Source organism: Flavihumibacter sp. CACIAM 22H1 (genome assembly GCF_001601815.1).
In the GTDB taxonomy this organism is placed as follows: domain Bacteria; phylum Bacteroidota; class Bacteroidia; order Chitinophagales; family Chitinophagaceae; genus Flavihumibacter.
In genome coordinates this window covers 1-13,231 of the sequence record NZ_LUKG01000068.1, presented here as the reverse complement: position 1 = coordinate 13,231, position 13,231 = coordinate 1, and the positions used below count along the sequence as shown (strand labels likewise).

Annotated in this window: 14 protein-coding genes; 12 read left to right on the top strand and 2 right to left on the bottom strand. The window is 45.3% G+C overall.

Features of this window, described 5'->3' with window-relative positions; all coding sequences use genetic code 11:
* Positions 1-33 precede the first annotated feature (33 nt).
* A complete protein-coding gene (locus A1D16_RS16255) occupies positions 34-1,413 on the top strand; it encodes an aldehyde dehydrogenase family protein (RefSeq protein WP_290711408.1) in 1,380 nt (459 codons plus the stop codon).
* Complete coding sequence (locus tag A1D16_RS16250; RefSeq protein WP_290711406.1) at positions 1,413-2,033, top strand: glutathione peroxidase; 621 nt, start codon at positions 1,413-1,415, stop codon at positions 2,031-2,033. The genes A1D16_RS16255 and A1D16_RS16250 overlap by 1 nt, the downstream gene beginning before the upstream one ends.
* Here the strand turns inward: A1D16_RS16250 and dusB are convergent.
* Positions 2,030-3,064 (bottom strand): tRNA dihydrouridine synthase DusB, encoded by a 1,035-nt coding sequence (dusB, locus tag A1D16_RS16245; protein ID WP_290711446.1) that lies wholly within the window; start codon positions 3,062-3,064, stop codon positions 2,030-2,032. The genes A1D16_RS16250 and dusB overlap by 4 nt on opposite strands.
* 75 nt (positions 3,065-3,139) lie before the next feature.
* Between dusB and A1D16_RS16240 the strand changes: the two genes are divergently transcribed.
* The 6 genes from A1D16_RS16240 (at position 3,140) to A1D16_RS16215 (ending at position 9,081) form a co-directional block, all read left to right on the top strand.
* Positions 3,140-4,090, top strand: coding sequence for a CPBP family intramembrane glutamic endopeptidase (locus A1D16_RS16240; RefSeq protein ID WP_290711404.1), 951 nt, complete (start codon positions 3,140-3,142; stop codon positions 4,088-4,090).
* Positions 4,091-4,108: 18 nt separating this feature from the next.
* The gene (locus A1D16_RS16235) at positions 4,109-4,957 is read left to right on the top strand and encodes a phosphatidate cytidylyltransferase (protein WP_290711402.1); all 849 of its coding nucleotides are present in this window, start codon (positions 4,109-4,111) and stop codon (positions 4,955-4,957) included.
* A 51-nt stretch (positions 4,958-5,008) separates the two neighbouring features.
* The gene (pheS, locus tag A1D16_RS16230; RefSeq protein ID WP_290711400.1) at positions 5,009-6,040 is read left to right on the top strand and encodes a phenylalanine--tRNA ligase subunit alpha; all 1,032 of its coding nucleotides are present in this window, start codon (positions 5,009-5,011) and stop codon (positions 6,038-6,040) included.
* 10 nt (positions 6,041-6,050) lie between these two features.
* Entirely contained in the window at positions 6,051-6,899 is an 849-nt protein-coding gene (locus A1D16_RS16225) for a 3-hydroxyacyl-CoA dehydrogenase NAD-binding domain-containing protein (RefSeq protein WP_290711398.1), read from the top strand.
* Positions 6,896-7,918 carry an NAD-dependent epimerase/dehydratase family protein gene (locus A1D16_RS16220; RefSeq protein ID WP_290711396.1) on the top strand — a complete coding sequence of 341 codons (1,023 nt, stop codon included), beginning with the start codon at positions 6,896-6,898 and terminating at the stop codon, positions 7,916-7,918. The genes A1D16_RS16225 and A1D16_RS16220 overlap by 4 nt, the downstream gene beginning before the upstream one ends.
* A gap of 74 nt (positions 7,919-7,992) precedes the next feature.
* Positions 7,993-9,081: a carboxypeptidase-like regulatory domain-containing protein gene (locus A1D16_RS16215; RefSeq protein ID WP_290711394.1), complete on the top strand. Its 1,089-nt coding sequence runs from the start codon at positions 7,993-7,995 to the stop codon at positions 9,079-9,081.
* 4 nt (positions 9,082-9,085) lie between these two features.
* Here A1D16_RS16215 and A1D16_RS16210 read toward each other — a convergent pair whose 3' ends face one another.
* Entirely contained in the window at positions 9,086-10,030 is a 945-nt protein-coding gene (locus tag A1D16_RS16210) for a UDP-3-O-(3-hydroxymyristoyl)glucosamine N-acyltransferase (RefSeq protein WP_290711392.1), read from the bottom strand.
* Between the two features lie 214 nt (positions 10,031-10,244).
* Between A1D16_RS16210 and A1D16_RS16205 the strand changes: the two genes are divergently transcribed.
* The 4 genes from A1D16_RS16205 to A1D16_RS16190 are packed head-to-tail and all read left to right on the top strand — an operon-like array spanning position 10,245 to position 13,228.
* A complete protein-coding gene (locus tag A1D16_RS16205; protein WP_290711390.1) occupies positions 10,245-10,835 on the top strand; it encodes a pseudouridine synthase in 591 nt (196 codons plus the stop codon).
* Between the two features lie 39 nt (positions 10,836-10,874).
* Complete coding sequence (locus A1D16_RS16200) at positions 10,875-11,750, top strand: YicC/YloC family endoribonuclease (RefSeq protein ID WP_290711388.1); 876 nt, start codon at positions 10,875-10,877, stop codon at positions 11,748-11,750.
* Between the two features lie 15 nt (positions 11,751-11,765).
* Positions 11,766-12,242 carry a gliding motility lipoprotein GldH gene (locus tag A1D16_RS16195; RefSeq protein ID WP_290711386.1) on the top strand — a complete coding sequence of 159 codons (477 nt, stop codon included), beginning with the start codon at positions 11,766-11,768 and terminating at the stop codon, positions 12,240-12,242.
* 2 nt (positions 12,243-12,244) lie between these two features.
* A complete protein-coding gene (locus tag A1D16_RS16190; RefSeq protein ID WP_290711384.1) occupies positions 12,245-13,228 on the top strand; it encodes an ATP-binding protein in 984 nt (327 codons plus the stop codon).
* The last annotated feature ends 3 nt before the right edge of the window (positions 13,229-13,231 follow it).

Genomic DNA, 13,231 nt, shown 5'->3' with positions numbered 1-13,231 from the left:
TCTTTTTCGAAGTGATTGTTGTAATTTGATTATATGTCCACCGAAATAACAATCAATGCCCTTCAAACGCTGAGGAAGCAGTTTGAAAACGGCGTATTAGCCGGTTATAAAGAACGGGTTCAGCTGCTTCGGCAGGTACGTGCCTCTATACTTCGTAACGAGGAAGACATTTATGCCGCCCTACAGAAAGACCTGCACAAATGCAAAGAGGAATCCTGGGTTACAGAAATTGGTATGACGATTTCCGAAATCGACCATGCCATTCAGCACCTAAAAAAATGGATGCGGCCAAAGCCTGTTCCAACCAACCTGGTTAACCTGCCATCCGCCAGTTATATTTATCCGGAACCCCTGGGAGTGGTATTGGTAATTGGCCCCTGGAATTATCCGTTCATGTTAGTAATGGCGCCGATGATCGGGGCGTTGGCCGCTGGTAATACAGTAGTTATTAAACCAAGTGAACATGCCCCCGCTACCGTACAAATTATCGAAAAAATAATCCGCGAATCCTGTACGCAACAGGAAGTTCTTTTTGTGTCTGGAGACGGCGCCACCCTGGTTCCTGAGCTGATGCAGCAGTTCCGGTTCGACCATGTTTTTTTCACCGGTGGTACAAGGGTAGGAAAAAAGATTTATGAAATGGCCGCTGCCCGCCTGGTTCCGGTAACACTGGAACTTGGCGGTAAAAGTCCCTGTATTGTGGAGGAGGACGCTTCGGTTGAAGTGGCCGCCCGCCGCATTACCCTCGGAAAATTTTCCAATGCAGGACAAATCTGTATTGCACCTGATTACCTCCTCGTACATGCCAGCATAAAAGACAAATTGGTAAAGGCGCTTAAAAAAAACATTCGCCGGTTTTATGGCGATAACCCGCAGGCATCTGCCGAATACTGCAGGATCATTAACACTGCCCAGTTTCATCGCCTGAAAGCCTACCTCGACGCGGTGCCGATTCTGCACGGAGCTACGACCAGCGAAGCAGATCTGTATATTGAACCCACCCTGGTAGCACCGCTCACTACAGATACCGCATTGATGCAGGAAGAGATATTTGGACCTATTTTACCGGTATTCAGTTTTCATACCATGCAGGAAGCCCTTGAAATAATCCGCCTCCATCCGAACCCTTTGGCCTTTTATGTGTTTACTTCGAGTAAATCAAAAGAAGAAGCATGGATCAGGTCAGTTCCTGCAGGAACCGGTTGTATTAATAATGCCGCCTGGCAGTTTACGAATCCTTCTCTTCCTTTTGGTGGCCGCGGAGACAGCGGTATCGGATCGGCTCACGGGAAATTCAGTTTTGACCGGTTTACCCATTTTAAAGCAGTTATGAAAACACCCACCTGGTTTGATCCGGCATTAAAATACCCTCCTATGAAAGGAAAATTAGGCATGTATAAAAAAGTCATCTGATGAATCAGCCAACTGAAGCAATGACAGGGCGACAAAAATTTCTAAAAAAACTATATCCTCTTCTCCTTAAACTGGGGAAATTATTTGGAACAAAATCCACCATGCAAACAAATGCCATGCAACAACAGCCACTAACGTCTATCTATAAACGCATTGTTCAACTCAATACGGGAAAAGAAATTTCTCTGGAGGAATGGAAAGGCAAAAAGCTGCTGCTCGTAAATACAGCGTCTAATTGCGGATATACAGCCCAGTACCAGGATTTGCAAACACTTTATGAAATGTTTCCCGACAAACTCGGGATTATTGCATTTCCTGCCAATGATTTTAAAGAGCAGGAAAAAGGCAGCGATGCGGAAATTGCCCAATTCTGTCAGCTTAATTTTGGTGTAACATTTCCACTGGCAAAAAAATCTCAGGTGGTGGCGGGTAAAGAGCAGCATCCCGTATTTCAATGGTTATCGAAGCCCGAAGAAAATGGCTGGTGCGCGCAGGCACCGGAGTGGAATTTTTCCAAATACCTGATCAGTGAAGAAGGCGTGCTGCTTCGTTATTTTGCTCCCGGTATATCTCCCCTGGATCAGCAGGTATTGGAAGCAGTTCAACAGCCGGCCCATTAACCACAGTTATAACGCAGGTTATTCATTTCAACCTCCCGGCGTTCAAAAACAAATCCATCATAGACCTGGTTAATTTCGTCTAAAACAGCATCTATTTCTTCCACTGTTTTAAGGGTTACCAATTGTAGCCGGTATTCTTTGATATTTGGTAATCCTTTCAGGTAATTGTTATAATGACGGCGCATTTCATTGATGCCAGGCATCAGCCCCTTCCATTCTACTGATTTATGCAGGTGCTGCCGGATCACTTCTACCCGTTGCTGAATAGACGGCGGCGCCAGGTGCTGGCCGGTGGCAAAAAAATGCTTGATTTCATTAAAGATCCAGGGATAGCCAATGGCTGCCCTGCCAATCATAATACCATCAACCCCAAACCTGTTTTTATAATCCAGGGCTTTTTCGGGCGAATCAATATCACCGTTGCCAAAAATAGGAATATGAATCCGCGGATTTTCTTTAACGCGGGCAATATGCGACCAATCTGCTTCTCCTTTATACAACTGGCTTCTGGTACGTCCGTGTATGGCCAACGCTTTTATACCCGTATCCTGCAACCGTTCAGCCACTTCGCCAATATTAATGGAGTCAAAATCCCAGCCCAGCCTTGTTTTAACGGTCACTGGTAATTGAGTAGAGCGCACACAGGCAGCCGTTAAACGAACCATTAGATCGATATCTTTTAATACTGCGGCACCCGCTCCCTTGGTAACCACTTTTTTAACCGGACAGCCAAAATTGATATCCAGTAAATCGGGTTGTACCGCATCAACAATTCGGGCACTCATGGCCATCGCCTCTTCGTCTCCCCCAAAAATCTGGATACCTACAGGTCGTTCCGTATCATAGATATCAAGTTTCTGCCGGCTTTTAATAGCATCCCTGATCAAGCCTTCGCTGCTTATAAATTCCGTATACATCAGGTCTGCACCATTCCGTTTGCAAACGGCCCGGAAGGGCGGATCGCTCACGTCCTCCATAGGTGCCAGTAAGAGCGGGAACTCAGGCAGCTCAATTTGTCCAATTTTTACCATACAGCCATTCAAAAGGGCAAAGTTACGCCTTAAATAGCCAGTTCTCCTCAAAATATCGCATCTTGCAGTTGTAGTATGAACACTTATTTGAAGTACAAACCCGCCTGGTTGCAGCTGATTATTTTTGGCAGCCTCACGTTTGGGTTCTATATATCGCTCGGACTGGTAGCATTTTATGGAATTGCACAGGCATTCGGGGTTTCATTGCCGGATATGCAGCAGCTAAACTTTGATAAACCTGGTGTAGTGGCTGCTATGAAATGGCTGCAGGCCATCCTGAGTATATCAATTTTCCTGGTGCCTGCTGCGGTTTTTGCTTACCTGAGTGATCGTAGGCCACTTGCTTTTCTCGGGCACAAATCTCCACAGCCCGCTTCCTTCTGGTGGTTGGGTATCGCTATAATGGTACTGGCTTTCCCCGCCGCCTCCTGGCTTAATCAGGTAAACCAGGAAATGCACCTGCCTGCTTCGATGAAAGCACTGGAAGATTCCATGCGGATAGCAGAAGACAAGGCGGTTAAAACAATGAAGGCATTTCTGCAGATGAAAGATATGGCTGACCTGCTGCTGATGCTCTTATTAGTGGCCTTGATTCCGGCTGTTTGTGAGGAGCTGTTTTTCAGAGCGGTACTTCAGCGGCTGTTTATTCAAATCACGCGCCGCCCCTGGGTTGGTATCATAATTACCGGCATTTTATTCTCCGCTTTTCATGGGCAGTTTTTTGGATTTTTTCCAAGATTGCTACTAGGTATCTTGCTGGGTGCCATATATTGGTACAGCGGAAGTATATGGCCGGCCATTATCGGGCATTTTGTAAACAATGCTGTACAGGTGATTATGGTTTACCGAGATCAGTCCTATATTGATAAGGAACCGGTTATTCAGCCACTCTATGTAATATTAAGTGTGTTGGCAATTATCGGAATTCTCTGGTATATGAACCGTATTACACATACCCATTTTGGCGAACTGTATGATACGGATGATGATTTAATTCTTCCTTCGCAACGATCTCAAGCTGATTAGATAACCGAATATTTTGGTATGGCCTTTAATTGGAAAACATTCTGGACACGGGCTTTCACGGCACTGATCTTTGTAGCGGTGATGCTGATTGGGTTATGCTGGAACCAGTATACTTTTTTTCTCCTGCTCAGTTGTATCCATTTCGGCTGCTGGTTTGAATACCAGCAATTGGTAGCCAAATTTGAACCCCGCTACGCACAGATCACCGGCTTTCACAAATGGGGCGTTCAACTGGCCGGTTGGTGTTTCCTGCTTTATTTTACCGGCGATCAGTTTGAGTGGGGAAGCCTTTCCCTGCACGCAATAGGTTGGTGGATGGGCTTGCTTTTTTTATTCATCTTACCTATTACCGAACTGCTTTTTTCACGCACTATTGAACTTATTTCCATCCGCTATTCCTTTCTGGGAATACTTTATATTTCGCTTAGTTGGGGCTTGCTTATGGATCTCAGAACCCTGCCAGAAATTGGCTGGATAGCCCCCCTTGCTATCATTTTTACTATCTGGATCAATGATACCATGGCCTACCTGGTTGGTTCCATGATCGGCCGAACACCATTGAGTGCCATTTCACCCAAGAAAACATGGGAAGGTACCATTGGTGGAATTGTACTGGCCGTTGGTGCCATTACGGCATGGGCCTATTTTATCGGCCAACCCCTTTACCATGCCCTGGCCATTTCAACCATTGCAGCAGTGGCAGGCACTTTTGGCGATTTGTTGGAGAGTAAACTCAAAAGACTGGCCGGCGTTAAGGACAGCGGGCAGATTATGCCCGGGCATGGTGGTTTCCTTGACCGGTTTGATTCGCTTTTACTGGCAACACCATTTGTTTGGATTTATATCCGCCTCTTCCTTATTGACTGAGGATCTGTTACAACTGTGCGGTTATGGACCCGGCTTCTTATCTTTGCAGGTATGGAAATTATCTTGAAGCAAATCGAAGCGTATAAGGATGAGATCAATGCCCTTGTCATGAATGGCCCTGCTTCTCTCGAAGAATACCGGATTAAATTTTTAAGCACCAAAGGTATTGTGAAAACACTTTTTGGTGAGATGAAGAATATCCCCGGCGAACAAAAAAAAGAATTTGGTGCCGTATTAAATTCCTTCAAACAGTTTGCCGAAGAAAAGTACGAGAACTGGAAACAGCAATTGGAAACCCAGGCCGAACAAGCCCCTGCCGGAATTGATTTCAGCTTACCGGGAGATCCTATGCCCGTAGGTTCTCGCCACCCGATCAGCCTGGTTCGGAATGAAATAGTAAGCATTTTCAGAAGACTTGGTTTTTCCGTAGCGGAAGGTCCCGAAATCGAAGACGACTGGCATAATTTCTCGGCACTTAACCTCCCGGAAAATCATCCCGCGCGCGATATGCAGGATACATTTTACCTGAGCCAGAACCCTGACTGGTTATTGCGTACACATACCAGTAATGTGCAGATCCGTGAAATGGAAAAAGGCAAACTCCCAATCCGGATCGTAAACCCGGGCAGGGTGTACCGGAACGAAACCATTTCGGCGCGCGCACATTGTTTTTTTCACCAGATCGAAGGTTTGTATATAGATGAGCACGTTTCTTTTGCCGATCTTAAACAAACACTTTATTTCTTTGTGCAGGAACTATTCGGCCGCGACGTTAAGATCCGTTTTCGCCCTTCTTATTTCCCTTTCACCGAACCAAGTGCAGAAATGGATATCAGCTGCCTGATTTGTCATGGTAAGGGCTGCAATGTTTGTAAACAAACCGGCTGGGTGGAAATACTGGGATGCGGCATGGTGCACCCGCAGGTGCTGGAAAACTGTGGAATTGATTCCAATAAATATACAGGCTTTGCATTTGGTATGGGAATCGAACGTATAACGATGCTGAAATACCAGATCAATGACCTTCGTCATTTCAGTGTAAATGATATCCGTTTCCTCCGGCAGTTCACTGCCAGTTTATAAAACAGTGTACATGAAAAACCGTTCCCTGGTAGTATGTGGAGCCGGCACTATGGGTGCCGGAATTGCGCAGGCCGCTGCACAACACGGTTTCCCGGTTATATTGTTTGATCTCTCTGAAAAAGCTATTGAAGGGGCCAGGCAACAGATATACCAGCGACTTGATAGCCTGGTTGAAAAGCAGAAAATCACATCTGCAGCTTTGCTGTCAATAAAAGAATTACTCCAGTTCACCACTCATTCCGCAGCCTGTAAAGGTTCTTTTCTACTGGAAGCGGTGGCGGAAAAACTGGATGTAAAAACCCGGTTATTTCGTGACCTGGCAGAATTAAACGGAAGCGCTGCTATTTACGCTACCAATACGTCTTCTCTTTCAGTGGAAGCCATTGCCGCCGATCATCCATTTCCTGAACAAGTGGTAGGAATGCATTTTTTTAACCCGGCTACGCATATGAAACTGGTAGAAGTGGTGAAAACATCCTATACCCGTGCGGAAGTAGTGCAGGCTGTAACAGCCCTTGCTACCGATATGGGTAAAACCGCGGTCATCTGCAAAGATGCGCCCGGGTTTATCGTTAACCGGGTAGCCCGTCCCTTTTATATTGAAGCTTTACGATTGGCCGAAGCAGGTTTTTCTATGGAACTGATTGATCGGTTAATGGAAGGGGCTGGTTTTAAAATGGGGCCTTTCCGGTTGATGGATCTGATCGGAAACGATGTGAATTTTGCAGTGAGTTGCAGTGTCTATGAACAGCTTGGCAGGCCCGAACGATTACGCCCCTCAATAATACAGGAACAAAAAGTGAAAGAAGGAAAATTAGGCCGGAAAACAGGGGTCGGCTACTACACGTATTCATCATGATCTTGTCTGAAGCCTCACCAACAAAAACAACCGTTCTGGTAACCGGGGCTACCGGTTTTTTAGGCGCTTATATTGTAAAGGAACTTATCCAAAAAGGATATGCGGTACGGGCACTTAAACGAAAAACCGCTGCCCTGCCTTTTTTCATAGAACAAGCAATTCTTGAACAGGTAGAATGGGTAGAAGGAGATGTGCTGGACCTTGGTTTGCTGGAAGATGCATTGACTGATATTGAATTGGTTATTCATGCTGCGGCAATTGTATCCTTTCATAAAAGAGATCGAAGCCGGATGTATGCCACTAATATCCAGGGTACGGCCAACCTTGTAAATTTTTCCATTGAACTGGGTGTTCGCCGCCTTGTTCATGTCAGTTCTGTTGCGGCATTGGGCCGAACCGCCAATGGAGAAGAAGTTACGGAAGAAAAAAAATGGACCGATAGCCGGCTGAATACGCATTATGCCTACTCCAAACACAAGGCTGAAATGGAAGTTTGGCGAGGTATGGCAGAAGGATTGGAAGGTGTGATCGTTAACCCCAGCACCATTCTTGGTTTCGGAAACTGGCATAACAGCAGTTGCGCACTCTTCAAAAATAGCTACGAGGAGTTTCCCTGGTATACCACCGGTGTAAATGGCTTTGTGCATGTGCAAGATGCGGCCCGCGCTATTGTTGCACTACTGGAACACTCCGTTACCATGGAACGGTTTATCATAAGTGCAGAAAACTGGAGTTTTCGCAAACTATTAACCACCATTGCCGACGGATTCAACAAAAAAGCACCGCAGCGCGAAGCGGGCCCTTTGCTAAGCGAGCTGGCCTGGCGATTAGAAAAAATTAAAGCCGCTTTTTCGGGAAAACAACCCTTATTAAGCCGCGAAACTGCGAAGATTGCACAGAGCAAAACATATTTTGATAACCGGAAACTACTCGGCGTTTTACCGGAGTTTCACTATACTCCGCTGGAGCAGGCTGTACTGGAAAGCTGCAAACAGTATTTAGCCCATTATTCTGTATAAATGGCCTCTTTTTTGCAGAACCTTTATACCATTAGTTACATTTTCACGTTTCAACATACCAGAATTGATACCGTATGCGAAAATTTCTTCTCTTTTTAGTTTTCAGCACGCTTTTCCAGGCAGGATGGGTACAGGCCCAGGAAAGATTCCAGATAACCGGTAAGGTACTGGATTCTGCCAGCCAGTCTCCATTAAAAGGTGCTTCGGTGTTTTGTCAGAATACCACCTTTGGGGTAATCACAAATAATGAGGGGGAGTTTTCACTGTCGCTTCCGAAAGGTGGCTATGACCTGGTGGTTTCCTATACCGGGTTTCAATCGGGAGAAATGAGGATCAATGCTTCCAATGTAGAACCGCTCCTGTTCCAGTTATTGCCAAAAGACAAGAGTATGGAGGGGGTGGTTGTGGCAGGTAGCAATGAGGTGCCGGACGGCTGGAATAAATACGGTAATTTTTTCAAAGAGCAATTTTTAGGAACAACCGCCAACGCCCAGCAATGCGAACTGGAAAATCCGGATGCCCTGCGCTTTTTTTACAGCAAAAAAAGAAACCGGCTTAAAGTGCTGGCAAAAGAAGAGCTTCGGATCGTTAATAAAGCATTGGGTTATAAAATCCGCTACCAGTTAGATTCACTGAGTTTTGAATATGCCACTAAAGTAGCTACGTATTCAGGCTATCCTTTTTTTGAAACCCTCAACGGTACGCCGGAGGAAGAAGCAAAATGGGCATTGAACCGGAACAAATCCTATAAAGGAAGTAAGCTTCATTTTATGCGAAGCTGGCATTCAAAAACCATCGAAGAAGAAGGGTTTGTACTGGAGCAGGTAAGCAACCAGGATGCCCGTGAATTTGAATCGGCGCGCTTACCCAATTATTACGATACCAGTTTCTATTATTCCGACAGTGGGATCGTGGAAATTCAACTACCCGGGAAGTTTCGGATAAAATACCACCGTGAAATGCCGGATCCTGCATTTGTCAGGTTCTATAAATTGCCTCCGCATATCCGGGTTCAGTTAACCGTATTGGATATTTTGAATGATTTTGTAATTGAGGAAAACGGTTATTGGTGGGAACAGGCAGACCTGATCAACACCGGTTACTGGAGTTACGAACGATTGGCAGAAGCCCTGCCTTATGATTACAGTCCGCAGCGTGAATAAGAAATCAGGAGTTTAATTTTTTCCATAGTTCGGGAATCCGTTTTATCCAAACGAGTTCCCGTTTTTTTATGGCGGCATCCTCGGCCGGTGAGCCGAAATAAATTTTACCACCTGCCAGATCGCCTCCAACCCCGGATTGTGCCAACACTACCGTATTGGCTCCGATAGTTAGGGTTTTGCTTACACCTACTTGTCCCCACAGAACCACCCCATCTTCAATAGTGGTAGCACCGGCAATACCAACCTGTGCAGCAAACAGGCAATTCTTTCCAATGACGGTATCGTGCCCGATATGGATCATATTATCGAGCTTGGAACCTTTTCCGATACGGGTATCGTGGCTTACGCCGCGGTCAATTGTGCAGCCAGCTCCAATCTCTACTTCATCTTCAATGATAACCCTGCCGCAACTGGGCATTTTTTTATACCATACCTCCCGATCTTTTTTGGTGTTGTAATAAAATGCATCTGATCCAATGACCGTGCCCGCCTGAATAGTTACATCGTCACCAATAATACAGTGATCCAGGATGGTTACATTCGGATAAATCCGGCAACGCTTTCCGATTACAACATGATCCCCAATAAAAACATTGGGTGCAATATAGCTGTCTTCACCTATCCGGGCAGAAGCTGCAATAGCCTGGCTGGCTGGCTGAAAGGGACGAAAATGCGCAACAATCCGGGTGTAGGCATCAAAGGGATTTTCCACTACCAATAATGCTTTGCCTTCCGGAGCAGGAATAGTATCGGTATTGATGATGATAAAGCTTGCCTGCGACTGAATACATTTATTATAATACTTGGGATGGTCAACAAAAACAAGATCACCCGTTTCAACACGGTGTATCTCATTGATACCTGTTGCCATGCCATTGGTGTTACCAATAAGTTTCGCGTTTATTAATTCAGCAATCCAGATAATGGCAACAGGAGAAGGAAACTGCATAATGGAAAAATTTGCTCAAAGGTAATTGCATTGAATCGGATTGATGTCAATCCGCCTTTTCCACAGCTCAAAATAAAATGTGAATAAAATTTCTATAAATATTTTTTTCAATAGAGAAAATTATTTTTAATATTGTGTAGGGAATTTGTGTTCCCTACTTACTAACCCATCATAATATAAAGCTCGGTTTACTCCCGGGCTTTTTTTTATGCCCATGTTGCACTACTTTATTTTGTACAAACCATTTGAAGTGTTGTCCCAATTCAGCAGGGAAGGAGAGAAGCGCACGCTTAAGGATTGTTGTGATCTGCCGGTTGATGTGTACCCGGTTGGCCGATTGGATTATGACAGCGAAGGTTTATTATTTCTCACCAATGATAAAGCTATGAATGCGGCCTTATTGCATCCTTCCCGGGCACATACACGCACGTACCTGGTTCAGGTAGAAGGTGCAATTACGGATACTGCCTTACACGCATTAGAGACCGGCGTAGACATAATGCTGAATGGTGTTGCCTACAGGACCCGTCCGGCAAAAGCAACCTTAGTAAAAGAGGAACCCGCGCTGCCGGCACGTTTTCCGCCTATACGTTTCAGGAAAAATGTACCCACCAGCTGGATAGCGCTAACGCTGACAGAAGGGAAAAACCGACAGGTACGGCGGATGACCGCCAAGGTAGGGTTTCCTACCCTTCGGCTGGTACGTTACCGGATCGGGCAGTTGAGTGCAGATGGCTGGACTTCCGGAGAACTCAGGTCCTACACAAAAAAGGAAATACAAGCCCTTTTATTTACACAACCATAGTCAATAGATTCCTTACCTTGCCCCATAAAATCGATCTACATGCTGAAATCAATGACCGGATTTGGTAGAGCCGAACAGAATGTCGGAGACAAAACTTTTTTGGTAGATATTAAATCACTAAACGGTAAACAGTTTGACTGTTCGCTTAAAATGCCGGCTTTTTTAAAACCCTTTGAATTCGAAATCAGGAAGCGGCTTTCCGAAAAATTGCAAAGAGGAACCATTGATTGTACCATCAGTTTAAAACAAACCGGCTCCGCTAAACCGGTTAGTATAAATATATCCCTGGCAAAAGCATATTTCCAGCCAATTGCCGAATTATCCAAAGAGCTGGGGTTGGATGATGCACATATCCTGGGTAATATTCTGAAACTGCCCGAAGTAATTACGCCTACTTCTGATACACTTACGGAAGAAGAATGGCTCGACTTTAAAAAGATCCTGGATGCAGCCGCGGATGATCTGAACCAGCACCGCCTCGAAGAAGGAAAAGTGCTGGAAGCCGACCTCATTAACCGCATTGGCAATATCGAAAAACAAGAACAGCTAATTGCCGAACTGGAACCCCGCAGAAAAGTGAAGATCCGGGAAGGACTGGTAAAACTGCTGGAAGAAAATGTGGGGCCGGAACAATACGATAAAAACAGGCTGGAACAGGAAATCATCTTTTATATTGAGAAGATCGATATCAGCGAAGAGCAGGTAAGGCTGAGAAATCACTGCGATTATTTCAGGACCCTGTTGCGCGATAATGATGCGGAGATCGGTAAGAAACTATCTTTCCTGTTGCAGGAGATTGGACGGGAAATCAATACAACCGGGGCAAAAGCCTACGATTCCACTATTCAGCAATCCGTAGTTATGATGAAGGATGAACTGGAAAAAGCAAAAGAACAGGTATTGAATGTCTTATAAGCTATTTTTATGGGTATGAAAAGAGTTCACCCGGTGGGGGTTCTGTTGGTTGTATTGCTGGCAATAAGCAGCTGTCAAACCATTGATGTGTTTGAAAAAAACGCTACACTGGAAAGTCATCGGTGGCAGGCTGGCGATAAGCCTGCTTTCGACTTTGCCATCAAGGATACCAACGCCAGGTATAATATTTTTGTAGTCATCCGCCATGCAGATGCCTACCGCTATAATAATCTCTGGGTAAATATTCATACCAAGGCACCCGGCGATTCAGTAGCAAGGGTACAGGCATTGGACCTTCAACTGGCCACCAATGAAAAAGGCTGGTTGGGCGCAGGTATGGATGATATTTATGAACACCGGATCCGGATTTCGCAGGCACCTGTTTTGCTAAAACCAGGTAATTATAGATTCAGCCTGGAACAGATCATGCGAGATGATCCACTTGAGCATATTTTAAATGTGGGTATCCGGGTCGAAAAAGAGCCTGACTAAATATGCCACTTCGTTTTTTACCCAAACAAAAACTGGCCATTGCCACCGTACTATACTGGTTTTTGCTGCTGTATATTATTGCTGCTCTTTTTTTCTGGTATATCCGCTTACAGCAGCAAAGTCAGCAAATGGCTAACTATAAGTTGATGGAACTGGTGGCAGATGACCCAAAATACCTGCAAAAAATTGAGGAAATTAACCAGGAAGCGGAACGGAAAACACATCAATACAGGGGCGAAGGCGCTACATTTTTACTGATTATACTGGTGGGTGCAGTGTTTGTATTCCGGGCTGTTCGACGGCAATTTAAAGTAGCCCAGCAGCAGCAGAATTTTATGATGGCAATAACCCATGAGTTAAAAACACCCATCGCCGTAGCTAAATTAAATCTTGAAACCCTGCAAAAACATAAACTGGATGCAGCCAGGCAGGAAAAGCTGATCCGAATGACGCTGCAGGAAACCAACCGGCTCAATACCCTTACCAATAATATTCTTATTCCCCCGCAACTGGAAGCCGGCGGCTCCCAACTGTTTAAAGAAACCATTGACTTAACCGCCATGACCACCAAACTGGTACAGGAGTTCCAGGTGCGTTTCCCAGACCGCCAATGGGAAACAACTATTGAGCAAGGCATTCATATCCAGGGCGATTCCTTACTGATCCAGATTCTGATCAATAACCTGCTTGATAATGCCGTGAAATACGGGCCTAAAAATTCTGCCCTTTTTATTGCGCTCAAAAAGCAGGAACCTGGTGTTCAACTGGCGGTTTCGGACCAGGGACCAGGTATTCCAGACGGGGAAAAAACACAGGTATTTAAACGGTTCTACCGGATCGGAAATGAAGCGGTTCGAAAAACACAGGGTACCGGCCTGGGCCTGTACCTCTGCAAGAAAATTGTCACCGATCATCACGGCACTATCCAGATAACTGATAATCAGCCCAACGGGGCTACCTTTACCGTTCAATTTTCCAATAAATAAGTC